This window comes from Corynebacterium oculi (genome assembly GCF_001412105.1).
In the GTDB taxonomy this organism is placed as follows: Bacteria; Actinomycetota; Actinomycetes; order Mycobacteriales; family Mycobacteriaceae; genus Corynebacterium; species Corynebacterium oculi.
In genome coordinates, this window is sequence record NZ_LKST01000002.1 from 370583 (window position 1) to 395167 (window position 24585).

25 protein-coding genes are annotated in these 24585 nt (G+C 66.7%); 4 read left to right on the forward strand and 21 right to left on the reverse strand.

What is annotated here, in order from left to right; translation table 11 throughout:
* The 15 genes from ureC to Cocul_RS05860 form a co-directional block, all read right to left on the reverse strand.
* Positions 1 to 1728, reverse strand: coding sequence for an urease subunit alpha (gene ureC / locus Cocul_RS05790; protein ID WP_055122337.1), 1728 nt, complete (start codon positions 1726 to 1728; stop codon positions 1 to 3).
* Entirely contained in the window at positions 1725 to 2048 is a 324-nt protein-coding gene (locus Cocul_RS05795; protein WP_055122338.1) for an urease subunit beta, read from the reverse strand. Before Cocul_RS05795 ends, ureC begins: the two co-directional genes overlap by 4 nt.
* 12 nt (positions 2049 to 2060) lie before the next feature.
* Positions 2061 to 2363, reverse strand: a complete 303-nt coding sequence (locus Cocul_RS05800; protein ID WP_055122339.1) for an urease subunit gamma — start codon at positions 2361 to 2363, stop codon at positions 2061 to 2063.
* 132 nt (positions 2364 to 2495) lie between these two features.
* Positions 2496 to 2690 (reverse strand): MarR family transcriptional regulator, encoded by a 195-nt coding sequence (locus tag Cocul_RS05805; protein ID WP_150114390.1) that lies wholly within the window; start codon positions 2688 to 2690, stop codon positions 2496 to 2498.
* 199 nt (positions 2691 to 2889) lie between these two features.
* Positions 2890 to 4290 (reverse strand): protoporphyrinogen oxidase, encoded by a 1401-nt coding sequence (locus Cocul_RS05810; protein ID WP_055122341.1) that lies wholly within the window; start codon positions 4288 to 4290, stop codon positions 2890 to 2892.
* Between the two features lie 6 nt (positions 4291 to 4296).
* Entirely contained in the window at positions 4297 to 5367 is a 1071-nt protein-coding gene (gene hemE, locus Cocul_RS05815; RefSeq protein WP_055122342.1) for a uroporphyrinogen decarboxylase, read from the reverse strand.
* Positions 5368 to 5382: 15 nt separating this feature from the next.
* Entirely contained in the window at positions 5383 to 7986 is a 2604-nt protein-coding gene (locus tag Cocul_RS05820) for a heavy metal translocating P-type ATPase (RefSeq protein WP_055122343.1), read from the reverse strand.
* 33 nt (positions 7987 to 8019) lie between these two features.
* A complete protein-coding gene (locus Cocul_RS05825) occupies positions 8020 to 8427 on the reverse strand; it encodes a hypothetical protein (protein ID WP_055122344.1) in 408 nt (135 codons plus the stop codon).
* A gap of 266 nt (positions 8428 to 8693) precedes the next feature.
* The gene (locus Cocul_RS05830) at positions 8694 to 9239 is read right to left on the reverse strand and encodes a hypothetical protein (protein ID WP_055122345.1); all 546 of its coding nucleotides are present in this window, start codon (positions 9237 to 9239) and stop codon (positions 8694 to 8696) included.
* Between the two features lie 52 nt (positions 9240 to 9291).
* On the reverse strand, positions 9292 to 10293 hold the full coding sequence (gene hemB / locus Cocul_RS05835; protein WP_281176064.1) for a porphobilinogen synthase: 1002 nt from the start codon (positions 10291 to 10293) through the stop codon (positions 9292 to 9294).
* Between the two features lie 55 nt (positions 10294 to 10348).
* Positions 10349 to 12043: a bifunctional uroporphyrinogen-III C-methyltransferase/uroporphyrinogen-III synthase gene (locus tag Cocul_RS05840; protein WP_425388772.1), complete on the reverse strand. Its 1695-nt coding sequence runs from the start codon at positions 12041 to 12043 to the stop codon at positions 10349 to 10351.
* A gap of 207 nt (positions 12044 to 12250) precedes the next feature.
* Positions 12251 to 12655 carry a hypothetical protein gene (locus tag Cocul_RS05845; protein ID WP_055122348.1) on the reverse strand — a complete coding sequence of 135 codons (405 nt, stop codon included), beginning with the start codon at positions 12653 to 12655 and terminating at the stop codon, positions 12251 to 12253.
* 42 nt (positions 12656 to 12697) lie between these two features.
* Positions 12698 to 13609 (reverse strand): hydroxymethylbilane synthase, encoded by a 912-nt coding sequence (gene hemC, locus Cocul_RS05850; RefSeq protein ID WP_055122349.1) that lies wholly within the window; start codon positions 13607 to 13609, stop codon positions 12698 to 12700.
* A gap of 23 nt (positions 13610 to 13632) precedes the next feature.
* On the reverse strand, positions 13633 to 14964 hold the full coding sequence (locus tag Cocul_RS05855) for a glutamyl-tRNA reductase (protein ID WP_055122653.1): 1332 nt from the start codon (positions 14962 to 14964) through the stop codon (positions 13633 to 13635).
* A 96-nt stretch (positions 14965 to 15060) separates the two neighbouring features.
* Positions 15061 to 15303, reverse strand: coding sequence for a glutaredoxin family protein (locus Cocul_RS05860; protein ID WP_245622118.1), 243 nt, complete (start codon positions 15301 to 15303; stop codon positions 15061 to 15063).
* Positions 15304 to 15326: 23 nt separating this feature from the next.
* Between Cocul_RS05860 and Cocul_RS05865 the strand changes: the two genes are divergently transcribed.
* Positions 15327 to 16385 (forward strand): HAD-IB family hydrolase, encoded by a 1059-nt coding sequence (locus tag Cocul_RS05865; RefSeq protein WP_055122351.1) that lies wholly within the window; start codon positions 15327 to 15329, stop codon positions 16383 to 16385.
* A 90-nt stretch (positions 16386 to 16475) separates the two neighbouring features.
* On the opposite strand, the gene Cocul_RS12290 is transcribed toward Cocul_RS05865, so the two are convergent.
* The 6 genes from Cocul_RS12290 to Cocul_RS05885 all read right to left on the reverse strand — a co-directional run bounded on the left by Cocul_RS12290 (position 16476) and on the right by Cocul_RS05885 (position 21698).
* A complete protein-coding gene (locus Cocul_RS12290) occupies positions 16476 to 17312 on the reverse strand; it encodes a hypothetical protein (protein WP_150114391.1) in 837 nt (278 codons plus the stop codon).
* Between the two features lie 201 nt (positions 17313 to 17513).
* Positions 17514 to 17615 (reverse strand): 30S ribosomal protein bS22, encoded by a 102-nt coding sequence (locus Cocul_RS11870; RefSeq protein ID WP_003855542.1) that lies wholly within the window; start codon positions 17613 to 17615, stop codon positions 17514 to 17516.
* Positions 17616 to 17841: 226 nt separating this feature from the next.
* Positions 17842 to 18033 (reverse strand): helix-turn-helix domain-containing protein, encoded by a 192-nt coding sequence (locus Cocul_RS05870; RefSeq protein WP_055122352.1) that lies wholly within the window; start codon positions 18031 to 18033, stop codon positions 17842 to 17844.
* A gap of 217 nt (positions 18034 to 18250) precedes the next feature.
* Entirely contained in the window at positions 18251 to 19084 is an 834-nt protein-coding gene (proC, locus tag Cocul_RS05875) for a pyrroline-5-carboxylate reductase (protein ID WP_055122353.1), read from the reverse strand.
* Positions 19085 to 19191: 107 nt separating this feature from the next.
* Positions 19192 to 20754 (reverse strand): ZIP family metal transporter, encoded by a 1563-nt coding sequence (locus Cocul_RS05880; protein ID WP_055122354.1) that lies wholly within the window; start codon positions 20752 to 20754, stop codon positions 19192 to 19194.
* Positions 20751 to 21698 carry a Ppx/GppA family phosphatase gene (locus Cocul_RS05885; protein WP_082422192.1) on the reverse strand — a complete coding sequence of 316 codons (948 nt, stop codon included), beginning with the start codon at positions 21696 to 21698 and terminating at the stop codon, positions 20751 to 20753. The genes Cocul_RS05880 and Cocul_RS05885 overlap by 4 nt, the downstream gene beginning before the upstream one ends.
* Before the next feature lie 34 nt (positions 21699 to 21732).
* Here Cocul_RS05885 and Cocul_RS05890 point away from each other — a divergent pair, with 34 nt between their 5' ends.
* The 3 genes from Cocul_RS05890 to Cocul_RS05900 all read left to right on the forward strand — a co-directional run bounded on the left by Cocul_RS05890 (position 21733) and on the right by Cocul_RS05900 (position 24584).
* On the forward strand, positions 21733 to 22623 hold the full coding sequence (locus tag Cocul_RS05890) for a DUF3109 family protein (protein ID WP_055122356.1): 891 nt from the start codon (positions 21733 to 21735) through the stop codon (positions 22621 to 22623).
* Between the two features lie 31 nt (positions 22624 to 22654).
* A complete protein-coding gene (locus Cocul_RS05895) occupies positions 22655 to 24001 on the forward strand; it encodes an AAA family ATPase (RefSeq protein ID WP_055122357.1) in 1347 nt (448 codons plus the stop codon).
* 118 nt (positions 24002 to 24119) lie between these two features.
* Positions 24120 to 24584 carry an RloB family protein gene (locus tag Cocul_RS05900; RefSeq protein ID WP_055122358.1) on the forward strand — a complete coding sequence of 155 codons (465 nt, stop codon included), beginning with the start codon at positions 24120 to 24122 and terminating at the stop codon, positions 24582 to 24584.
* Position 24585 lies beyond the last annotated feature (1 nt).

Consider the following 24585-nt stretch of genomic DNA (forward strand, 5'->3'; position numbering starts at 1 on the left):
TTAGAAGAGAAAGTAACGCTGCGCCAGGGGGAGGCGCCGCGCGGGTGTGCTGGTGATGCGTTCCCCGTCCACGCGCACCTCGTAGGTTTCCGGGTCCACGGTCAGGTGCGGGGTGGCGTCGTTGAGCTTGAGATCCTTCTTGCTCAGGGTGCGGATCCCCGAGCAGGCGCGGATCTGCTTGCGCAGGCCTACCCGTTGCGGCACCCCGGCCGCCACGGCGGCCTGGGAGAGGAAGGTAATCGAGTTGTGCTGCGGCGCAGTGCCGTACCCGCCAAAGGCGTAGCGGTACAGGGCCGGTTGCGGGGTGGGAATGGAGGCGTTGGGATCGCCCACCACGCTGCTGGCGATCTGCCCGCCCTTGATGATGGCGTCCGGCTTGGCCCCGAAGAACTTGGGCTCCCACAGCACCAGATCCGCGAACTTCCCCACCTCCACGGAGCCCACGGTATCCGCGATGCCATGGGCCAGCGCCGGGTTGATGGTGTACTTGGCCACGTAGCGGCGAATCCTCGCGTTATCGCCCGGCTCCCCAGAGGCCTCGTCCTCCGGGAGGCGGCCGCGCTGGCGCTTCATGGAATCCGCCACCTGCCAGGTGCGCAGGATCGTCTCTCCCACCCGGCCCATCGCCTGCGAGTCCGAGGAGGTGATGGAGAACACGCCCATGTCATGCAGCACGTCCTCCGCCGCGATGGTCTCCGTGCGAATGCGCGAGTCCGCAAAGGCCACGTCCTCCGGGAGATCCGGGCGCAGGTGGTGGCAGACCATGAGCATGTCCAGGTGTTCCTCCGCCGTGTTCCGCGTGTACGGCAGAGTGGGGTTGGTGGAGGCCGGGAGCACGTTGGGCTCTCCGGCCAGGGTGATGATGTCCGGCGCGTGGCCGCCGCCGGCGCCCTCGGTGTGGAAGGTGTGGATCACGCGACCGCCGATAGCTTTCTTGGTGGATTCCACAAAGCCCGCCTCGTTGAGGGTGTCGGTGTGAATGGCCACCTGGACGTCGTATTCGTCCGCCACCCGCAGCGCGAGGTCGATGGTGGAGGGGGTGGCGCCCCAGTCCTCGTGTACCTTCAACCCGATGGCCCCGGCCTCGATCTGCTCCGCTAGGGCGCGGGGGTGCGTGGCGTGCCCCTTGCCCAGCAGGCCGAAGTTCATGGGGAAGGCCTCCAGGGAACGCAGCATGGCCGCGATGTTCCACGGGCCGGGGGTGATGGTGGTGGCCTTGGAGGATTCCGAGGGGCCGGTGCCGCCGCCGATCATGGTGGTGATCCCGGAGGTCAGCGCCGTCTCCACCTGATCGGGGCTGATGAAGTGAATGTGAGTATCAATACCCCCGGCGGTGAGGATCTTCCCCTCCCCCGCGATCACATCTGTGGATACCCCGATGGGAATGGTCACGTCATCCATCATGTCCGGGTTGCCCGAGTGGCCGATGCCGCAGATGTGCCCATCGCGCACCGCCACGTCCGCCTTGTACACGCCCGTGTAGTCCACCACCAGGGCGTTAGTAATCACCAGGTCGGGCATGTCCGGATCCTCGTCGCGGCGGTGCTCGCCGTTTTGCCCCATACCCACGCGGATCATCTTCCCTCCGCCAAACACGGCCTCCTCGCCATCGGCGGTGAGATCGCGCTCCACGCGGGCAAACAACTCCGTATCGCCCAGGCGCACCATGTCTCCCACCGTGGGGCCGTAGAGCGCCGCGTGCTGCTCCCTGCTCATCTCGAAGCTCATGCCCGCTCCTCGCCGTCCACCGGGCCGTTAAACATGTTGCGAAAGCCTCGCGCTATGCGACGCCCTCCCAGATCGATGAGGGCCACGGTGGTGGTGTCCCCCGGTTCCAGGCGCATGGCGGTGCCCGCCGGAATATCCAGCCTCCGCCCCGTGGCCGCCGCGCGGTCAAAGACTAGCGCAGGGTTGGTCTCCGCGAAGTGATAGTGCGAGCCCACCTGCACCGGGCGATCGCCGGTGTTGGTCACCTCGATGCGTATGGCCTCGCTACCCTTGTTATAGATCAAGGGCTCTGTGACCAGCACGTATTCCCCGGGAATCATCGCAGCCTCCTCCTATCGGATGGGGTGGTGGACGGTGACGAGCTTGGTGCCATCGGGGAAGGTGGCCTCCACCTGAACGTCCTCGATCATCTGGGGCACCCCCTCCATCACGTCCTCGGCGGTGAGGATGGTCGCGCCCCAGCTCATGAGGTCGGCCACCGTGCGCCCATCGCGCGCGCCCTCCATCAGCTCGTAGGTGATGATGGCCACCGCCTCGGGGTAGTTCAGCTTGAGGCCCCTGGCCTGGCGCCGCCTGGCGAGGTCCGCGGCCACCACGATCAGGAGTTTTTCCTGCTCACGAGGTTGTAGGTGCATAGTTTCCCCTTTTCTATCTAGCAATAGAATCTAGTACAGGGCCGCGGCGGAGCGCCAACCGCCAAAACTTAATCAGCCGAACAGAATACCAGTTAAGATACGCCTACGTACCCCAAGTTCCAAACACACTACTCAGCCTCGGCGGCAATACGCCCGGCGAGGACTACGCCGGGAGCCGATCCCCTCCACCAACCCCTCCTCAATAAACTCGTTGAGATACCGACTCACCGTCCCCTGCGACAACCCCGACCTCTCCTCCACATCCCGCCGGGAAAGCGCCTCCCCCTCAGCAAACACGGCCAGGACGCGCTGCCGCGCGGAACTCATCGCCCCCTCCGGCTTCTTCCCCTCGGGTGTCAAAACCGCATCATCACGCCCACGCCCGCTCCACACCTTGAGCAATAATCCCTGTGCTACCAACTCCGCGAGTTCTTAAGCAGTTCCTCCGTAGCCATAGCCATACTGCTCATGCGGTTCCCCTCCTCCATCTACAGCAAGCCCACCCATGCCACTTACATACCCATTCCTACCCACTCAGCCTCTCGGCCGCCGCGCGGGCGTCGCCGATCACCGCCGGCACCCCCACGCCCCCGGCCCACGCCCCGATCGCCTCCACGCCCGGGACCTCGGCCAGGGCGCGGCGCACCCGCGCCACCGTGTCCAGGTGCCCCGGCCCATAACAGGGCAGGCCGCCAAGCCAGCGCTGCACGAAGATCTCGCTCAGCCCCGCCGCGCGCCCATCAAAGCCGGTGATCGCCTGGAGGTCGTCCAGGGCGTAGTCCACCAGGTCATCCTCGTCCGCGCGCACCAGATCGTCTTGTCCCAGGCGGCCGAAGCTCGCGCGCACCACCGCGCCGCCGCGCGCGCCCAGGTGCGGCCACTTTTTCGAGGAAAGGGTGAAGGCCTTGGCCCGCAGGCCTGGCTCATCGGCGGCCACCAGCACCCCGGAGTTCTCCGGCAGCCCCTCGGCGGTGTCAAAGCGCATTCCCACCACGGCGCTGCTGGCCAGGCGCACGCCACGCAGCGCCGCCGAGGCCTGCGGGGCCACGCCGCTGAGCAGGAGCGCCGTGGTGGGGGCGGGGGTGGCCAGCACCACGCGGTCATAGGTGCCCTCGCCCGCGCCCTTGAGGTTGAATCCCTGCCCGCTGCGGCCGAGCCCGGCCACGAAGGCGTCCACGTAGATCCGTGCTCCCCGCTCCGCGCAGCGCTGCGCCAAGGTCTCATAGAGTTCGGCGTATCCGCCGGCAAAGGCGGCAAAGACCGGCTTGTCTAGCGTCCCGCCGGGGCGGCGCTCCAGCACCGCCGCCACCGCCCCGGATAGCGTCACCGGCTTTCCGGTGCGGGCCAGATCGTCCATCGCCTCGGCCAGGGCGGGAATGGTGGCCCGCAGCCCCAGGTCATCGGCGGCGCAGGAGTACACGCCGCCGAGCAGGGCGGACACGCAGCGATCCGCCACCTCGTCGCCGTAGCGTTCCCGCACCAGGGCACCCACGTTGGTCTCCGCGCCCGGTGACCAGGGGATCGGCGGGTTCGCGGTGGCGTTGCCCTCGGCGTCGATACGCCGCGCCGTGTCCGCGCTCACCAGGTGGGCCACGGCCTCCGAGGTAGTCGGAATGCCCATGAGGGTGTCCCGTGGTAGTTCCACGGCCGCGCCGCCCGTGTAGAGCAGGGAGCGCAGGTGGGAGGGGTGCACCAGGTGTTCTGCTAGGCCCAGATCCGTGAAGAACTCCACGGCGCTCGCGTCCCTGGCCACAAAGGCCTCCGCGCCCATGTCCACCGGGTCCGTTTCAAAGGGCACGGTGAAGAGTTTGCCGCCGATGCGATCGGCGGCCTCGTAGACCTCCACGGCCGCCTGGGGATCGCGGCGGGTGATCTCATAGGCGCAGGTCAAACCCGCTAATCCGGCTCCGATGATGGCGTAGCGCATGGTGTGTTAATCCTCCTCGTGGATCAGGGCCACGGCCTCGGTGACGGCCTCGGCCGGGGTATCCGGCAGCACCCCGTGGCCCAGGTTGAAGATGTGCCCGGTGGCGTGCCCGGCCTCGATAGCCCGGCGCGCCTCTTCCTTCACGCGGCGCACCTCGGCGCGCAGCACCTCCGTGCCGGTACAAAGCAGGGCCGGGTCAAGGTTGCCCTGTATTGCCTTGGGCCCGGCGGCGGCGTGAATGCGCTGTGCGGCGGCGTCGAGGGGCACGCGCCAATCCACGCCTATCACGTCCGGCCCGGCCAGGGCCATGTCCCCCAGCAATTCCCCGGTGGTCACTCCAAAGTGGATGCGTGGGATTCCCGCCTGGGCCACCTCGCTAAAAATGCGGGTGGAGTAGGGCAGCACAAACTCCCGGTATTCGCGCTGGCTGAGGTATCCCGCCCAGGAGTCGAAGAGTTGCAGCATGTCAATGCCCGCCTCGATCTGCTGGCGGAGGAAGGCCACCACGGTATCGGCCAGGCGATCCATGAGCAGGTGCCAGGTTTCCGGCTCCGTGTGCATGAGCGCCTTGGTGCGCTGGTGGGCCTTGGAGGGCCCGCCCTCGATCAGGTAGCTGGCCAGGGTAAAGGGAGCACCGGCAAAGCCGATGAGCACCTGATCCCCGCGCAGCTCGGAAAGGATGCCCCCGATGCCCTCGCTCAGTCCCGGCACCGGGCCCTCCAGGGGCGGCAGGGCCTCCACCTCGGCGCGGCTGCGCACGGGGCGCTCCATCACCGGGCCGCGCCCGGCCACGATGTCCACGGATACGCCCGCCGCCTTGAGCGGCACCACAATATCGGAGAAGAGAATCGCGGCATCGACGTCGTGCCGCCGCACCGGCTGCAAGGTGATCTCCGCGAGGAGTTCCGGCATGAAGCAGGAATCGAGCATCGCTATGCCCTCGCGCGCCTTGCGGTACTCCGGGAGGGAGCGCCCCGCCTGGCGCATGAACCACACCGGGGTGCGGGTGGGGGTGCGCCCGGCGGCGGCGTCGAGAAGCGGGGCGGCGGATAGCGTGCGGCGTGCGGGTGAACTCATGCCCCCGATTCTGCCCTACGCGGCCGGATACTTACGCACCGAGTTCGAGCGTGCCTCGATGACCAGCGACGCCGCGAGCATCAGCACCGTGGCCGCCATCGGGTGCAGTAGACCCGCCACGGACGCCACCACCGCCACCGCGTTATAGGCCCAGGCGAAGAGGATATTGCGATCCACCACCGTGCATACCTTGCGGGCCAGGCCCATCAGCTGGGCGATGGCGCTCACGTCGCGGCGCAGCAGCACCACGTCCGCCCCCGTAGACTCCGAGCGGCTGGCCTTATCCAGCTGGGCCTCGCCGTTAATCAGCACGCCCACGTCCGCCACCTTCAGGCACTCGCTCACGGAGGAATCGCCCACCATCGCCACCCGCGCGCCCCGGTTGTGCACGCCGCGCACCGCGTAGGGCTTCCGCCCCGCCGAGATGCCCGCGAGCACCTGGGAGATACCCAGCCTGCGGGCGAATCGACGCCCCACCGGGTACGCATCGCGGGTGAGCATCATGGTTTCTAGGCCCATCGCCTCCAGCTGCGCAACCGCCTCGGCGGCGTCCTCGCGCACGGTGTCGTGCAGGGAGATCACTCCCCTATCGCGGCCGTTCCACCGCACCACCAGGGGCGTGCCTCCGCTGAAGGCGGCGTCGGCAAGCCTGCCGGATAGCTCGGAAAGGTTGTGGGGCCGCCATAGGCTGGCGCTGACCTGGCGCAGGTGGCACGCGCCCTGGGCGTCGCGCACGGCAAGCTCGATCTGGGCGTGGAAGGTACCGTCCTCGTCGATATGCGCGTGATTGACGTCGATCCAGTGCGGAATATCCCCGCCGGAATCGTGATCGCGGGCCTGGCGAGCGGCGTGCACGATGGCGCGGGAGGCCGTGTGCTCCGATTCCAGGCACAGGGCAGCCGCCACCCGCAGCACCAAGTCAGGGTTCTCGCCCACGTCCGCCGTCACGGTCTCTACCGTCATGTCCGAGTGCGAGAGCGCCCCCACCCGGTTAAAGATCACCGTGTCCACCCCCTGCAAGCGGCGCATCACCGCCCCCTCGCGCACGAGCATGCCGTGCCGCGCGGCCGTCTCCACCCCCAGACGCAGGGCCAACGCGGAGGACAACGCCAGCGCCGCCGGGGCCACGCAGGCCAACACCGCCAGCGCCGTGCCAAAGGCCAGGGCCGGGTTCCCCGTGCCCAGCACCCACCCAACAAAGCTCAGCACCGCCACGCTCACCGCCGCGGGGATCAGCAGGCGAGCGGAGCGGGTGGAGAGCATCACCGCCGTGTTTTGCAGGGCGTTGACCCCGGAGATCCAACGCTCCACCCCGGCGATCCGGGTGCGATGCCCGGTGCTCTGCACCCGCACCTTGATCCGCTGGCCCACGTTGATCGCCCCGGCGCGCACCGGGGAATCCACCTCCACCGGCACCATGCCGCCCGAGCGCGGCAGCACCGTCTCCACCACGCCGGGGCGCACCGTGCCGCTGCCGCCGATCACCACCCCGTCCACGGGAATGCGCTGGCCGGGCTGAATCAGAATGTCATAACCCACGTTGATCTCACTGACGGAGACCTCCTCCATCACCGGCTTGCCGGTGGCGCGATTGTGGCTGACCAAAATCACCTGGGACTGCGGGTCCACGCGCTGCGCGGCGAGGTCATCGAGGAGGGAGGAGCGCGCCTGAATGGAGAGTTTGCGCCCGCTCAACAGCAACAGCGTGGTGCCGCAGGCCACGTCGAAGAAAAGCTCGGCCTCATTAAAGCGCTGCGCGGTCAGCGCAAACACGTCCGGGGTGCCCCGCCACCCCAGGGAACCGGCCTCGGTGAGTAACAACGTGCCCACCGACCACACGAAGGCCGCGAGGATCGCCAAGGAACTCGCCCCATCGAGGGCCACCGCGCCGCGCCGCACCCCGCCCGCCAGGGCACGGTGGAACGGCCAGGCACACCAACTCACCACCGGGAGTGATAGCAGCGCACACACCCACTGCCAGCCCGGAAACTGCACCTGGGGGATATAACTGAGCGCCACCACCGGAAGTGTGAGCACCAGGGCCACAATCAAGCGCGGGGTGGTAATCAGATCGCGCGCGGTATAAAGCACATCGCCGGCGCGCCTCTCTCCATCCCGGGCCTCCCGCGAGGAACCCGGCTCCGGGGTGGGCCACGCGGAATCCGGGCGAAAAAAACCCGCCGCCCGCGCCCGTTCAAGGTCGCGGCGCTCGGACTCCGCGCGGCGCTTCTCGTGCTTGCCGCGCGGTAATCGGCGCGTCACCTGCCCGGGCGAGGCGCCCTCCGCCCGATACAGACTCTGGCGGCGCAAGGCGTCATCGGTGAGGATCGCCCGCACCCCGAAGCGCGCGCACACCTCCACCACCTGATTGGGCATCAAGGCCTCCGGGGCCGTGATCCACGCCATCGCGCTGTGATACACGATCCTCGCCCGCACCCCCGGTATCTCTTCCAGGGCGCGCTCGATCTGCGCGATCTCCGGGGCATCCGTGAGTCCCACCAGGTCAAAGGACAGGGAAATCTTCCGTCCCGATTCTCCCAGCGCCTGCGGATCGCCAAAACCCGCCTCGGCGGCGGCCTCCTTGGCCTGGCTAATCGCCTGGGCTACCTCATCGGCCATTCCCGCACACTTCCTCCTTCTTTCACGCCTACCTCACCGCTCTCCCCGCACAAACGCGGTGACGGCGGGACGATACACCGTCAGCAGGGCAAAAGCCAGCACGATCACATGGCCCAGGATCGCCACCCCCACCGTCTGCGTGACCAAGCCCAACACGCTCACCGCTATGCTCGCCGCGCTACTCATGGCGAGCCACCGCCGCGCGCGCCGCCCGGTCTGCCCCGGGGTGCGCAGCCTGGGTGCCATGGCCGCCACGGTAAGGGCAGCAAGGAGATTCACCCCACCCACGATCCCGAGGTTGACGCGGATCGTGGCACTGGTGGCGCGGGGCAGATCCCCCAGCGCCAGGAGGGCGGCCAGCAGCATGAGCACCGCCGCCACCAGGCACAACCCATAGGCCACCTTGAGGGCCGGGGGAACGGACCGATCATCAACCGACATGTCAGGTGATCCTACCGCCTCGGTGGTGGTGTGAGGCCGGTGGGAGCCACAGGAGGCTCGCAGTGGTAGGGAAGGGTGCTCGCGTGTCGCTTCGGGGCCGGTGGGGTGCACACCAGTCACACTGTGGCGAGGAAAAGTCACCGCCACGCGCACAGGTACCCCAGCGAATCACACCCGTCACGCTGTGGCGAGGTTTGTGCCTATCGACGCCCCCACAACCCCAAGAGCCCCCAGAACCCCGACGGCACGGCGCGCGATAGGCACCCCTACTCCCCTTTGACCTCCCCCGTCCACACGAGGGTCTCGCGGCGGAACACGAACACCAGGGCCACCGCCGCCCCCACCCCGGCGAGGATCTGAAGGGAGCCATCCACGGCATAGAAGCCCACCGGAACGCCGGTGTTACCCGGGGTCAGGGAAAAGACCATCACGGCGCGCACCACAAAGTAAAAGGCAAAGATCATGGTCACCCGCCGCGCCGCCGGGGCCCATTTGTGGCCGGTGTGCAGCACGCGCAGCAGCCAGGTGAGCAGAGCCACCACGCTGAGGGCGATGATCCCGGAGAAGGCCACGCCCAGGTAGGCGGCCGTGGTGAGCAGGGATTCGGGGATCTCCTCGCCCACTCCTTGGGCCTGCGCCATCTCCTTGGTGGCGGCCTTGAGGGCGGAGGTGTCCATGAGCGTCATCACCACGGAGAGCACTTGGTGGATCAGTTCCGCCCCCAGCACCAGGCCCCAGACCCGCGCCAGGAGGCTCACGCTTTCCGGTCGGGTGGGTGGGGTGGTCTCGGTGCGTTGTTGTGGTGTGGGCACGGGGTTCTTTCTTTCTCGGGGACTGTTCGGGGCGAGGCTCACTCGAAGCGCATCAGCGCAGCAGCCTGGCGGCCTCGGTGGCAAAGTAGGTGAGGATCTGATCCGCCCCGGCGCGCCTGATGGAGAGCAGGGATTCCATCATCACCTGCTGCCCGTCCACCCAGCCTCGCTGGCCCGCGGCCTGGATCATGGCGTATTCGCCGGATACCTGGTAGGCGACCACGGGCACCGGGGAGGCGTCGGCCACCCGGCACAGAATGTCCAGGTAGGGCAGGGCCGGTTTGACCATCACAAAGTCCGCCCCCTCGGCCACGTCTAGTTCCACCTCCAGCAGGGATTCCCGCGCGTTGGCGGGGTCTTGCTGGTAGGCGCGGCGATCCCCCTCCAGGGAGGAGCCCACGGCCTCGCGGAAGGGCCCAAAGAAGGCGGAGGCGTACTTGGCGGAGTAGGCCATGATGGCCACGTCCGCAAAGCCCTGGGTATCCAGGGCCGCGCGGATCGCGGCGATCTGCCCGTCCATCATGCCGGAGGGGCTGACGATGTGCGCCCCGGCGCGGGCCTGGGCCACCGCCATCTCCTGATAGAGCGGCAGGGTGGCGTCGTTGTCCACCACGGTGGCCCCGTGGCGGTCGGTGCTGAGCACCCCGCAGTGGCCGTGGTCGGTGAACTCGTCCAGGCAGGTATCGGCCATGATGAGGAGGTCGTCTCCGAACTCCTCGCGCAGGGCGCGCACGCCCTTGTTGAGCACGCCCTCGGGGTTCCCGGCCGCGGAACCGGTGGCGTCTTTGTGCTCCGGCAGCGGCACCCCGAAGAGATCCACGCAGCGCACCCCGGCGTCCAGGGCCTCGTGGGCGGCGCGCAGCAGAGAGTCGGTGGTGTGCTGGTGCACCCCCGGCATGGAGGCGATCTCCCGGGGCTGTTCCAGGCCCTCGGCCAGGAACATGGGCAGGATCAGGTCGGCCGGGCGCAGGGTGGTCTCGGCCACCAGTTCCCGCATGGCGGGGGTGGTGCGCAATCGACGCGGGCGGCGCACCGGGGGGGTCAGGCTGTGCACGGGTACTTCCAATCGCTGTCGGGGATAAGGCCGTGTCCCATCCTAAGCCCGCCGCCTATGCTTTACGACGCGCCCGTCGCTTCTTGCGCGGCGGCGGCAACTGCCCGGCGGCGCGCAGGGAGGCCACATGGGCCGCGAGCGCGTCCACCAGGGCGGGCACGTCCGCCTCCTCCGGCATGACGTCCACGCGCAGCCCCAGTTCCCTGGCCACCTGGGCGGTGGCCGGGCCGATGACGGCGATGATGGTGCGCCGGTGCGGCTTGCCCGCGATTCCCACCAGGTTCTTCACGGTGGAGCCGGAGGTGAAGCACACAGCGTCGAACCCGCCGGTCTTAATCATGTCGCGCACCTCCGCGCTCGGCGGGGCGGCGCGCACGGTGCGGTAGGCCACCACGTCGTCCACCTCCCAGCCGGCGGCGTGCAGCCCCTCCACCAGGAGGTCGCTGCCCAGGTCAGCGCGCGGCAGCAACACCCGCCCCACGGGGTCGAGGTCCTCCACGTACTCGGGGAATACCTCCACGAGGCCCTGGGCGTTTTGCTTGGTGGCGGGCGGGGTGACCTCCGGGGTGAGCCCCAGGGCCTTGATAGCCTGGGAGGTCTTGCGCCCCACGGCCGCCAGGTGTACCCCGGCGAAGGCTCGGGCGTCAAGACCAAAGGCGGTGATCTTGTCCCACACCGCCTCCACGGCGTTGACGGAGGTGAAGATGATCCACTGGTAGCGGCCCTCCACGATGCCCTTGATGGCTCGTTCCATCTGCGCGGGATTACGCGGGGGCTCCAGGGAGATGGTGGGAACCTCCTGGGGGATCGCGCCGTGGCTGGCCAGGCGGGCGCTCATGGGCCCGGCCTGGGACTTGGCGCGCGGCACCAGCACCCGCCAGCCGTAGAGGGGGCGGTTTTCCCACCAGGAGTACTTGGAGCGATCGTCCACGGCGGTGCCGAGGGTGACCACCAGGCGGCCGGGAAGGTCCACGTCGAGCTTGGCCAGGGTGCCCAAGGTGGCGTCGAAGGTGCGTTGCAGCCGGGTGGTCCCGTTGACCGTCACGGAGGCCGGCGTTGCCGCCCCTAGCCCCCTGGCCAGCAGCTCTTCCGCGATGGTGCCCAGGTCCTCGCGGGTGGCCTGGAGCACCAGCGGTTGCGGGGCGGCGGCCAGCTGATCCCAGTCCGTCCCGCCGCCGGTCACATCCGTTTCCGTGAACGTGGAACCCAGGGCGATCCCAGCGAAGGCCGGGACGGTGGAGGGCAGGGACATGCCCGGCACCACCTGGAACTCCGCCCCGGTCTCGGCCACGGCGGAGATTTCCGCGAGCACGGATTCCCGGGAGAGCGGGTTGCCGGCCACCAGGCGAATCACGTCCTCGCCTCCCTGCACGGCCTCGGCCAGCTGGGCGGCGATCTCCGCCGGGGCGGGGTCGGTGACCTCTCGGATCTCGGCGGCGGTGGGGGGCGCCGGGCGCGGGGGTTTCCGGCGCGCGCCCTGGGTGCGGGCCTCCTCCACCAGGGCCTCGTATTCCTTTTCCGCGGCGTCGATCTTTTCCTGCGGTACCGGCAGGTGCGCGGCCACGATCTCCCGCACGCCGCTGAGCACCTCGGCGTCGGTGTAGGCCACGGCCGTTTCCGCCAGCACCTCGCGGGCGCGGATCGTCAGCAGATCTGGGTTGCCCGGTCCTGCGCCAACAAAGATGACCGTGCCCGGCTGGGGGGTCTGCGGAGTACTCTGAGGCGCAAAAGCCTGGTGGGCCATACTCATGTGCTTCTTTTCTAGTTCTTGGACAGGGACAAAGACGCCTCGCGTGCTGCGCGGCACCACGTGGGCGTGCCAGACTCCAGCGCGAGGCGTTTGCTTCGATTCCGCAGGGCGATCTTTATGCCCCGGTCGCCGCCGCAGAATCACAGTGTGGTATTTACACCATAAAATATGAGGGGATAAATAGGAAACCGGCCCTGGGGCTCCCGGTTATGCCGCGCGCCGTTGGCCTTGCGGATCGAGCTGCGCGGCGTAGCGCCGCGCCAGCGGGGTGGTGACCACGATGTAGTCCACCGTGGCCTTGTCCAGGGAAATCACCAGCCCGGCGCGCCCGCCCTTGGTTCCCGCGCCGGAGTGGCACACGGCAAACACGGTTCCCTGTGGGGTGTGGAACGTCCCCGTGGTGGTCAGGCCCTTGATTCTGGTGGCGGATACCCCCGGCCCCGAGGCCTGGGCGGCGGAGCGGATCTCCGGCAGCTCGAACACGTCCTCGACTACCCGCGCGCCCACCACGGCGCGCATGGGGACGGTGAGGTGGGAGCGGTGCGCGGCGAGTTTTTCCCACCAGTCCAGCGTGATGGTCACCTGCGTGTCGGTGATCTGTAAGTAAGCCATGGTAGGTACCTAGTGTAAGCGCCCGCGCGGGTTCCGGCGCCGCTACCCCGCCATGACCTCCGCCGCTCCCTCGGCCAGGAGCACGCGGGCGGCCTCTAGCCCGAGGTCGGCGGCCTGGTGGCGGGCACCCCGGCGCTCCACCAGCAGGCGCTGGGAGCCGTCGAGGGAAAAGACCCCGGCGCGCAGCACTAGTTCCTCCCCCTCGATCGTGGCGTGGGCCGCCACCGGGGCGGTGCATCCCGCCTCCAGGGCGGCGAGCAGGGAGCGCTCGGTGCGGGCGCGGTCGGTGGATTCCGGGTGGGTCAGGGCGTCGAGGGCCGCCACGGCCGGGGCGTCCCCGGCCCGGCACTCCACCGCCAGCGCCCCCTGGGCGGGGGCGGGCAGGAATACCTCGGGGTCAAAGACCTCGGTGGCGCGGTCTTGTTTGCCCACGCGCAGCAGGCCGGCGTAGGCCAGCACGATGGCATCGAGTTCCCCGGCGGCCACCTTGCCCATGCGGGTGTCGATGTTCCCGCGCAGGGGCCGAATATCGAGGTCGGGCCGCAGGGCGCGGAGCTGGGAGATGCGCCGGGGCGCGGAGGTGCCCACGCGCGCGCCCTCGGGGAGGGTGCTGAGCGTGAGGCCGTCGCGGGCGATCAGGGCCTCGCGGGGATCCTCCCGGGGCGGCACCACCAGGTGAAAGCGAGGATCGGGGGCCGTGGGGAGGTCCTTAAAGGAGTGGATCGCCGCCACGCACTGCCCGGCCGCCATCGCCTCGCGCAGGGCCTGGGTGAACACGCCCACGCCGATGCGCTCCACGGGGGCCATGTTGACGTCGCCCTCCGTGGTCACGATGTGCAGCTGCGCGGGGGTGCCGGCGTGGATCAGGGCGTCGCGCACGTGCCCGGCCTGGGTGGTGGCCAGCACGCTGCCGCGCGTGCCCAGGGTCAGCGGGGCCTGCGGGGTATAGGTCATGGAAAGCCTGCTCCTTGGGGGTGTTACTGCGGGAAGTCGCTGCGCGGCAGGTCGCTGGCGGGCAGCGCCACGCTGCGCGCGGGGGTGGGATCGAGGTTAAAGAGTTCCTGCAAGGCGGATTCGTAGGACACCACGCCGGAGGTCACCGCCAGTTCCTTGACCCGCACCGTGGGGGCGTGCAGGAGTTTATCCACCACGCGCCGCACGGTGCGCGTCACCTCCCGGTATTCCTCCTCCGCCATGCCGGGGGCGCGCCCGCGCAGGCGCTCTAGTTCCTCCTCCACGAGGCCGGCGGCGTGGCGTCGTAAAGCGGTCACGGCGGGCACCACGTCCCGCACGCGCTGCTCGGAGGTAAACCGCTGCAACTCCTCCTCCACGATCGCGCGCGCCTGCCCCTCCACCTCGCTGGCGGCCTGGGTGACGCGCTGGTGCAGCCGCTCGATGTTCACCAGGTGCATGCCGGGAATGTTGCCCACGTGCGGCGCAATATCACGGGGCAGGGAGAGGTCAATGAGGGTGAGCGGGCCGGGCAGCTTAGCGACGTCCCCCGGGGTCACCGTGAAGTAATCCGCCCCGGTGGCGGAAACCACCATGTCCACCCGCGCGATCACCGCGCCGCGCTGCTCGAAGTCCACCACCTCGGCCGCCACCCCGGCCTGGCGGGCATGCTCGGCCAGGCGCTCGGCGCGCGATCGGGTGCGGTTGGCCAGCACCAGCCTGCCGATCCCCAGCTTGCCCAGGTGCGTGGCCGCCAGGGAGGCCATCGCCCCCGCCCCCAGCACCAGGGCCGAGCGCCCGCGCAGGGGGTGTTCCCCGCCGAGCCCCTGGGCGGCCAGGGCCTCCTCCATCGCCAGGGTGACCATCGAGGCCCCCTCATCATCGATGCTCGTTTCCGAATGCACGCGCTTGCCTGTGTGCAGGGCCGCCTGGGTCAGCGCGTGCAGCGCCGCCCCCACGGTGCCCTTCTGCGTGGCCTCCTGGTAGGCTCTGCGCACCTGGCCGATGATCTGCTGCTCGCCCACCACCATCGAGTCCAGGCCGGAGGTCACCTCCATCATGTGCTCGGCGGCGGCCTCGGCGTAACGCACGTAGAGGTAGCCGCGCAGGGTATCCATGTCCACCCCGGAGACCTCGTGCAGCACGCTCACCACGTCCTGCACCCCGGGGTGGAAACTGGTGGCCACGCAGTACACCTCAAGGCGGTTGCAGGTGGAGATAATCATGGCCTCCGAGAGCGCCGGGCGCTCCAGTAACAGGGAGGTAGCCTCATCCCGCACCGCGTCATCCATGCTCAGTTTTTCGAGCAATTCCACCGGAGCCGATCGGTGCGACATGCCCACCACGAGCACACTCACGTTGCCATTCACCGCTTTCTGCCACGCTCCCCCAACTTTAGGTGGATGATAGGGGGATCTTTTCAGTTGAGGCCAACCGTAATAGGCTTTCTTCCCTCAGACCAACAAAGCGTGGCCTAACTCCTCGTTATCCACCTCCCAGCAGGAAAACTCCTCCCCATCCAACACCACCACGGGCACCCGATCCCCAAACTCGGCGGCCCACTCGCCGTCCGAATCCACGTCACACACCTCCAAGGCCACCCCATGCCGCTCCAACAGCGGCCTGATCTGCGCCTCCACCCGCGCGCACGAACCGCAGGTGGAGCGCACCATCAACTGAACACGATGTTTCTGCACACCTCCGTCCTACCAGGCCTACGATGGTGGGCGTGCATGAGATCCATCCACCCTCTTTTCCCGCCTCCCCACGCGACTTCCTTGCCAACTGGTCCATCAGCCACGGCAACCTGCGCCGCTTCCTCGCCAGCACCGCGCTGCCCCCGCTTGGCGACGACCAACAAGAAACCGCCGGGCGAGCCGCCGCAGCCGCCGCAGTGGAAAAGAACTACGGAATCTCCCTGGAATCCTTCCACTCCGGCATCGAATCCGTCAGCGGCTCCATCGAGGCCGCAGGAAGCCTCCGCCTCTCCCCCGCCGACCCCGAGGTACCCCAGGACGCAGGCGTGGCCGCCTTCTTCGACGTGGATAACACCCTCATCCAAGGCTCCTCCCTCGTGGCCCTCGCCTTCGGCCTAGCCCGCAAGCGCTACCTCCGCCCCACCGAAATCCTCCCGATGGCCTGGAAACAACTCAAATTCCGCCTCACCGGCGCCGAAAACGCCGAGGACATGGCCGCCGGGCGCAACCAAGCCCTCCAATTCATCAAGGGCCGCAGCGTGGCGGAACTCACCGAACTCTGCGAGGAAATCGTGGACCGCCACATGCTCGACAAAGCCTTCCCCGGCACCCGCGACCTCGCCGCCATGCACCTCGCCGCCGGCCAACAAGTATGGCTCGTCACCGCCACCCCCGTGCAACTAGCCCAGATCCTCGCCCAGCGCTTCGGATTCACCGGCGCGCTCGGCACCGTGCCCGAGGTCAAGGACGGAAAATTCACCGGCAGGCTCGTGGGCGATATTCTCCACGGGCCCGGCAAGAAACACGCCGTGGCGGCGCTCGCGGCCCTGGAAAAACTCGACCTAGAGCGCTGCACCGCCTACTCGGACTCCTCCAACGACATCCCCATGCTCAGCATGGTGGGCACCGCCGTGGCCATCAACCCCGACCGCGCCCTGCGCCGCGCCGCCCACCGGCGCGGCTGGCTCGTGCGCGACTACCGCAACGTGCGCAAGGCCGTGCGCACCTACGGGGTACCCGGACTAGCGACGGCCGGGTTCAGCGTGCTGGGGTGGAAACTGCGAAGGAGGGTGGTGGGGTAAGTTAAATCCAATTACTGAGAATGCGCCCAACCTCCATCAACCATTTAATAACGGCATCCATCGACGACTCCCAACTCAAGAAATATAATACTATTTCAACCACAGCAGGAAACAGAAGAAAAATTTCACCCCGATCAACAAATGAATTATTGAATAAATTGAATAATTTCCCAAATTTCCTGCCTCTACTACTTGCCGGAAAAAGGAGGGCGCCAAATAGGCTTGATACCGAAATAGGGAAGGATATAAGAACAAAAAAGCAAACAAAAATCCCATAAGAGCAGCCGTACGCTCAACGTCATTTCCATGAGAAAATAAATACAACCCCCGCTCAAGCATAGATGCAATCCCCTGAGCATCCACCCCCACCCCTACATCCACTAACTGGGCAAGAGATGACAGCGAATGAGGGTTTGATAGATTTTGAAAATTTTCCACACTGAGATTTAAGAAAAATACCACAACAAAAAGAGTAGACCAAGACAACCAAGCTCTTCTCTTTGCTACGGTCGTATAATAAGATTTGCGAAGTAAAAGAAAAATGGCACTGAGCAAAAGAACGACAATAGAAGAAGAAACAATGATACTCTGGACAACAGAGAAGAACCTAGTGGAGTAAATCAATGCGCCGAAAAGAAAAATTACTACAATGGTAACAGGAAATATTCCCCACCCATCACCCCCTTTACGATTCGCCTGATACCCATAATGATTAATGGTAGTATTAGAAGAATTATAAGAAGCCTGTATTATTCCAGAGTTATTTAGAGAATAAATTATCTGACCGTCGGAATTACCCACCAATTGCCCGACGCCCTTATCCCCACTCCCCCTTACCCCGATAACAATCATAAGTAAAGCACTCACCCCTGATGCAATCAGGTTTGCAAGAACATTATCTGCCAAACCTAGAATCCAAGATTCCATAAGATATCACTCTCTTGAACTTTAAAGTGAAAAACAGTAAATCATCTCAACGATTAGAGAATGAGGGCTTTTAACCAACCTCATGAGACCTCTATCACCATCGCGGATGATTTTGCCATGCTATGGCAAAAAGGTGACCTCCACAATAGATGGAGGCCACCTTCCAAGAGTTTCTTATGATATTCTCAGAATTTGACTAGACTACTTGCCCAACTTACGGCGCTGCACGCGCGTGCGACGCAGCATCTTGCGGTGCTTCTTCTTGGACATGCGCTTGCGGCGCTTCTTAATCACGGAACCCATAGGGCTACCTCACTTACCTCGTTGGTGTACTTCTGTTCTGCCGAGCACGCGCACCTGTGCTGGCACGAATGCTCTCCACTTTAGCGGCAGCGCTGGGTGCTACCAAAAATCGCGCCCGCCACGCCTCGCATAAGAGCAAGCCAAGCAGAGCCTCAGCTACAGCCAGCGCAACAAACCCCGGCAAGTCCAAGCAGAGCGCGGCGGGCGGTCTAGGTCAAAGGGAACTCTACCCCACCTCGTAGTACGAGGAGTCCAGGTACTCGTTCACCGCCTTGTCATGCACCCGGAAGGAGCGGCCCACGCGCACGGCGGGCAGTTCGCCGGAGTGCACCAGGCGATAGACGGTCATCTTGGAGACGCGCATGATCTCCGCGACCTCCGCGACCGTCAGGAAAGTTCCTTTATCTTCATTAGCCATAGTTACCTAACCCTTCACAAGCAGGTGGCGCGCTGTAGGCTTCCCCTCCCACAGAACGAATCACGCACGTGCTTCAACAAGTCTAGCGTGAAATGTGTGACTGGTGCGACCTGAGTCCATACCAGGTACCCAAAGCGGCCTGGTGCTGCGGAAAGTACCTCATGGGGCGCGAAACAGCACCCCACACCACCCCGGCCCCACAGGCACTATCCTCCCGTTACTCCTCCACCGGGGGAGCCACCGGCGCACCCAGTTCCTTGGAGCGCAGCGCACAGGCCTCCGCCGCGCGGAAGAACGCACCCCGGATCCCCGATTCCTCTAGTTCCCGCAGGGCCACCACGGTGGTTCCCGCCGGGGAGGACACATTGGCTCGCAGCGTCGTGGGGTCAGCCCCTTCCTGGGCCAGCATGGCCCCGGCGCCCTCGATCGCGCCGGAGGCCAGCCGCGTGGCCACGTCGCGGGTGAGGCCGAGGTTCACCCCGGCGTCGATAAGCGCCTCCGCAACCAGGTACACGTAGGCGGGGGAGGAACCCGCCAGGGCCGTCACGGCGTCCATGTCCTCCTCGGCCACCTCCACCACGGTGCCCACGGCGCTGAGCAGTTCCTTGACGGCGCTGGCCTGTGCCTCACTGACAAAGCGCCCCGGGGCCACCGCGCACACGCCCTTGCCCACCATCATGGGGGTATTGGGCATCACGCGCACCACGGCGGTGCCGGCGGAGAGATCCTCTTGCAGGGAGGCCAGGGAGAGCCCGGCGGCCATGGAGACCACGGTGGTGTCCACATCGTTATCGTTGATGGTTTCCGCGATCTCGCGCAGCACGCCCCCGATCATCTTCGGCTTCACGCACAGAAATACCGTCTCCGCCCCGGAGACGGCCTGGGTGTTATCCGAGGTGGTTTCCACCCCGTAGCGCTCGCGGAGGTATTCGCTGCGCTCCGTGCTGCGGTTGGTCACCGCGATCTGCGCGGGGTCCGTGCCCGCCGCCACGAGGCCGCCCACGAGGGCCTCACCGATTTTTCCGCCGCCGATTACTGCGATTGAAGTCATGCACCCCACCCTGCCACATGCGCGGCGGGCGCGCCCACGGGGTTCCATCGGGAAACCGGGAGCGCGCCCGCCGCGCTGGGCTCAAACGGGAACGGAAAAGGCCGCGATTAGGAAAGCGCGTGGGGGATGTAGGGGCCAAAGGTCATGAGGAATCCCACCACGGCCGCCAGCGTCATCGAGATGCCGTCGCGGGCGGTGCGCAGGGCGTGCACCACGCCCACCATGATCCCGGTGACCGCCACGGCCAGCGCGCCCACGAGGAGGCGGCTCAACCCAGAGGACCACAACTGGTCAAAGCCAATGAACACCAGGGCCCCCAGCACCACGCCCATCACGGCCAGGAGCACCGCCGATCCGGCCCCGGTGCGCGGCTCCGGCTCGCGCTTCTTCTTCGCGTCCTTCGGGCGCTTTTCCGCCTCGCCGGGCTGCTGCCCCGCCCGATCCTGGGTGGAGGAGCCCTCCTGCTTGCCCGCGGCCTTCTGCTCGCTCTTCTCGGACGTGCCTGCGCTCTGGTACAGGCTGGCCACCGGGGCGGAGGTCTCATCGCCCACGCGCGGAATGCGCCCGGTTTCCTCCACCGCGCCCGGCTTTGCCGCGCCGGTGGTGCCCTGCCGCTTAACCGCAGCGGGCTTCTTGGGGGTAGCGTTCTTCGACGCAATCCCGCCCACCTTGGAGATCACGGCGGTCTCCTCCGCAGCGGTCTCCGGGGCCGCCTTTTTGCCGGAGACTGCCTGTTGTCCCGGAACCGTCGCGCGCGCGGCGTTCTTTGCTGCGTTGGGGGCCTGCTCCGCGCGGCCCGCCGGGGCCTGGGCACCCCTAGTCTGGGGTTGCGCGGCTCGGCGCGCGGAATCGGGAATGGGCCACGCGGCCTTACCCTGCGGGGCCTGCTGAGTCTGAGCGGCGTGCGCCCCCTGCGGGGCCTGCGCGGCGCCGGGGCGAGAAGCGGTACCCGGGCTGGAAGCCGCACCCGGGCGAGCGGCAGAGCCGGTGCTCTGCTTCGTCGGCTGCGCCGCAGAGGTGGAGGAAGTGGCAGGAGCGGAAGGCGCCTTATCCGTCGTTTTCGCGGTACCCGCTGCCTGCCCAGCGCCCGCCGCCTTCGGCGTGGTGGCGCGCGCGGAAGCCGCAGCGGAGGAGCCCGCCCCCTGCACGCCACTATTACCGCGAGGCGCGGAGGCCACCGGGGAGGCGGACGTGGAACCACCGGGGCGTCGAGAAGCAACCCCCGGGGCGGGCTTGATCGGGTTGGTGGCCGCAGGCGTGCGGGGTGCCGTGTTCCCGGGCCGGGGGGCCGCCGCAGCACCGCCCTGGGGCTGGCCTGCGGGGCGTCCCGCGTTCTGCTCGGTCTTGCGCGGCGCGACGCTGCCCCATGCTGGCGCACCCGGCACGGAGTTCAGCCCCGCCACCGAGGGCTCGGTGGCCGCCGGGGAGGAGGGCTTGCGGGGGCGGCGCTCAGATTCCGGGGTGTCGATGGGCACTGAGGAATGGCGGGCCTCGGCGGGCTTGTCCTTCACGCGGGAGAGGGAGCCGGTGAGTTCCGCCACGGAGATGCCGCCGTCCTCTAGGCTGCGGCGGCGACGTCGCCCGGTGGAGCGCTTCGCGGCATCACCGCGATTGGCCTGGGCGCGCTCTAAAAGCTCGGCAACGGTGAGTTGTTTTTCCTCGTCGCTCATCGTGCTTCCTCTCCTTGTTCCAGTCCCTTGTCTATCCGCTGTAGGATAACGCCCTCGCGCAGCGCCCACGGACAAATATCAATCTTTTCCAGCCCCAGGGCGCGCATGGCGGCCTCTGCCACCAGCGCGCCGGCCACGATCTGATGCGACCTATCCGAGCTCACGCCCTCCAGCTCCGCGCGATCCGAGGCCGTCATGCGGGAGATGAAGGCGATCAGTTGCCGCAAGCCGGGGGCGGTGAGCGTGCGCGTCACATACGGGCCCTCCGCGGACGGCGCGGCACCGGTGAGCCGCGCCAGGGTGCGGAACGTCTTGGACGTGCCCACGGCGATGCGGGCGGGCCCAAAGCTTCGCACCTGGCGGGCGGGTTCCACCAACTCGGCGTCGATGAAATCACGCAGCAGATTGATCTTTTTCCGCTCGGGCGGATCGGTATCAAACCACTCGTGGGTTAATCTACCCGCTCCGAGGTTGAGCGAAAAGGCGGCGTCTGGCTGTTCGTCGGCCCCGGTGGAGATTTCCAGGGAACCGCCGCCGATGTCCAGGTTGGTGATCCTGCCCGCGGACCACCCGTGCCAGCGCCGCACGGCGAGGAACGTCAAGCGCGCCTCGTCCTCCCCGGAGAGCACCTCCAGCCGCACGCCGGTTTCCTTGTGCACGTGGGTGAGCACGTCCTCCGAGTTGGTGGCGGAGCGCACCGCCGAGGTGGCAAAGGCGATGAGTTCCTCGCAGCCCAGTTGCCGGGCCAGGTCAGCGGACTCGCTCACCGCCTTGGTGAGTTTCTTGATCCCCTTATCGTGGATCGCCCCGCGATCGTCCAAAAGCTCCACGAGTTTGATCGCGGTCTTCCAATCGCTCATCGGAGTGGGCCGCCCACCGGGCCGCGCATCCACCGCCACCAAATGAACGGTGTTGCTGCCCACATCCAATACACCTAATCGCACACCCTATAGGGTAGACGGTCTACCCTCATCAGGTGTGAATCACCCACAATCCACCCAGGTTTTTCTCGGTTTTCCGGCCTCCTCCCCCGCCGAGAAGTCCGTGGCCAAGGGCGTGGAAAAGTCCCCGGATTTCCCCCGGGAATGGTTCGAGTTCACCCACCCCACCGATCCCCACCACGTCTTTAGCGTGGACCTCACCTGGATGGAATCCCACTGGCACTGCACCTTTGGCACCAGCGCCTGCCACGGCATCAACGCCGCGCAGCCGGACGTGGGCTGCTGCAACCACGGGGCCTTCCTCTCCGACGAGGTGGACCGCGACCAGCTTTACGACGCCGCCTCAGCCCTCCCCGCCCGCTACTGGCAGTTGCGCCCGGCAGAGGTAGAGGAATACCTCGCCCACGGCAAGCCCGAGGACCTTGAGCCCTGGCTGGTATGGGACGAGCTAGACGACGAGGAAGGCAACCCCGAACCCGCCCTCAAAACCAAGGTGGTGGACGGGGCCTGCATCTTTGCCAACCGCAGCGGCTGGCCCACCGGGGCGGGCTGCGCGATCCATCAATGGTGCGTGGCCGAGGGCCGCGACCTCACCGTGGATAAGCCCGAGGTGTGCTGGCAACTCCCGCTGCGGCGCACCGAGGAATGGGAGGAGCGTTCCGACGGCGCGGAGATCCTGCGCACCACCATCGGGGAATACGACCGGCGCGGCTGGGGCGACGGCGGAGAGGACTTTGACTGGTACTGCTCCAGCGCGCCCGGCTGCCACACCTCCGATACGCCGGTGTGGATCAGCCAGGAGGCGGAACTGCGTGCGCTGATGGGCGATTCCGCCTACGAGGTGCTGGACGCGCACCTGCGCGCCCGGGCACGGGTGCCGAAGGGGGTGCTGCCGATACACCCGGCGACGAGGGAGGCACTTGGGTAGATTTTCCTACCTTTTGTCCTATTCTTAGGCCATGCTCCTCTCTCTCACCCTAGGGAACTACCGCTCCTTTGCCGCCGAGTCCACCCTCGATCTAATGAAGCGCAGTTTCCGCCGCAATGTGCCCGCAGATCACAACTGGGCCGCCGTGACTGAGCACGTGGTGGGAATCTACGGAGCCAACGCCTCGGGCAAGTCCACGGTGCTCCTCCCCCTCGGTCTCATCCAAGTGGCGGTGGCATTCTCTCTGCGCGACCCCGCCACCACTCAGGCCCTCTACACCCCGCACGCACTCCACCGCGATCTCCCCACCGCCTTTCAGGTGGAGTACGTGGAGGCAGGGGTGCGGTATCGGTGGGAGTTGCGCCTAAGCCAAGCTGGCGTACTAGAGGAAAAACTAGAGGCCACGGAATCCGGGCACTTCCGCCTCATTTTCCATCGCCAGGAAAGCACCATCAAGTTCGGCCCACAGTCGGGAATACCGCGCGCGGCCAGAGAAAATATCGAGGAGTTTCTGACCCCCTGGGCGCTCACTCTCTCCGCATGGCAGGTCGCGCGCTCGCGCGGCCCCTACGCCGGTGCCGTGACCTGGTGGCAGGAACGCCTCCGCACCCTCGGGGTTCTCCGTGACCGTGCACAGATGCACTACACACTCATGGACATGCTTCAGTATCCTTCCTGGATGCGCGCCAGTTCCGCCATTATCCGGGCGGCCGATACCGGGGTGAACTCCGTGCGCGTGGATACCCAATCCGTTCCCCTACCACCCGAACTCGCTCAACACGCAGAGGCCCTCAGCGCCGCCCTCGCCGGGGAATCCAGCACCCACGTCGAGGCCCTGAGCGAACAGGAGAAACAACTCATCGCGCAGAACCTCGTGTTCACCCACGGTTCCGGCGAAGAGCAATTCGAGCTGCCCGAGGAGGCAGAATCGCAGGGCACCCGCGTATGGTTCGACCTCGCCATGCAGGCCACCTATGCCCTGGCCACGGGCGGGGTCCTCAGCGTGGACGAGGCCGATGAAAGCCTCCATCCCCTCTTGCTGGCCAGCCTCATTCGGCTATTTACCAACCGGAGGACCAACGCCTCCGGCGCGCAACTCCTTTTCACCTCACACGACACCACCGTGCTGGGCAATGACCTAGACACAGGGATCACGCCCTCTGGTATTTGGCTGACGGAAAAGCAACAAGGAGTCTCCGAACTCATCGCCCTCGACGAGTTCCCTTACTCCCCCAAACACAATATCGAACGCCGCTACCTGCGCGGCGTATATGGAGCGGTTCCGGCACCGCAAAGGGACATCGCCTCCGAGATCGCCCGTCTGCGAACGGAGTACAACCAATTCCAAGCAGAAAGGCGGCAAGGTGATGGTGCCTAAAAGAAAGCGCGCTGCGGGAAAACGCACCCCGGCGACTCCCACGCTCATCGTGTGCCAGGGAACCGTCACGGAAACCACATACTTCCGACGCATGAAAGAACTCTGACGATCCCGCGCCGTGGATATTCACGCACACCACGCCACACCCCTCAAACTCGTGGAACACACCAAGGAATTAGCCCGGCGAGGGGACTACGAGCGCATATTCATCGTGATAGATGAAGACGATTCCCGCCATGAGTTATCACCCGCCAGCGCGGAATGTCACCGCGCCAGCACCCGGCACCGCTCGTTTCAGCTCATTATCTCCCACGTGTGCTTTGAAGTATGGCTCCTTGCTCACGAGCGCGGCGTCCCCGCCTCCGCGCAGGATCGCGCCCGGCTCAGTACCCTAATCAAGGCCGCTGGGTTGGTGGAGAAAGAGCGCCCCAAGCACCTCGCTCCCGATTTCCCCTATCCCCGCTGGGCACAGGCACAAGAAAACATCTCGATCATCCCGCCCAACACGGTGAGCAGCCACCCCGCCACCGCCGTGCCCACCGTGTTAGAGGCGCTGCGCGAAGCCCAAGGCCCGATCCCTTAAA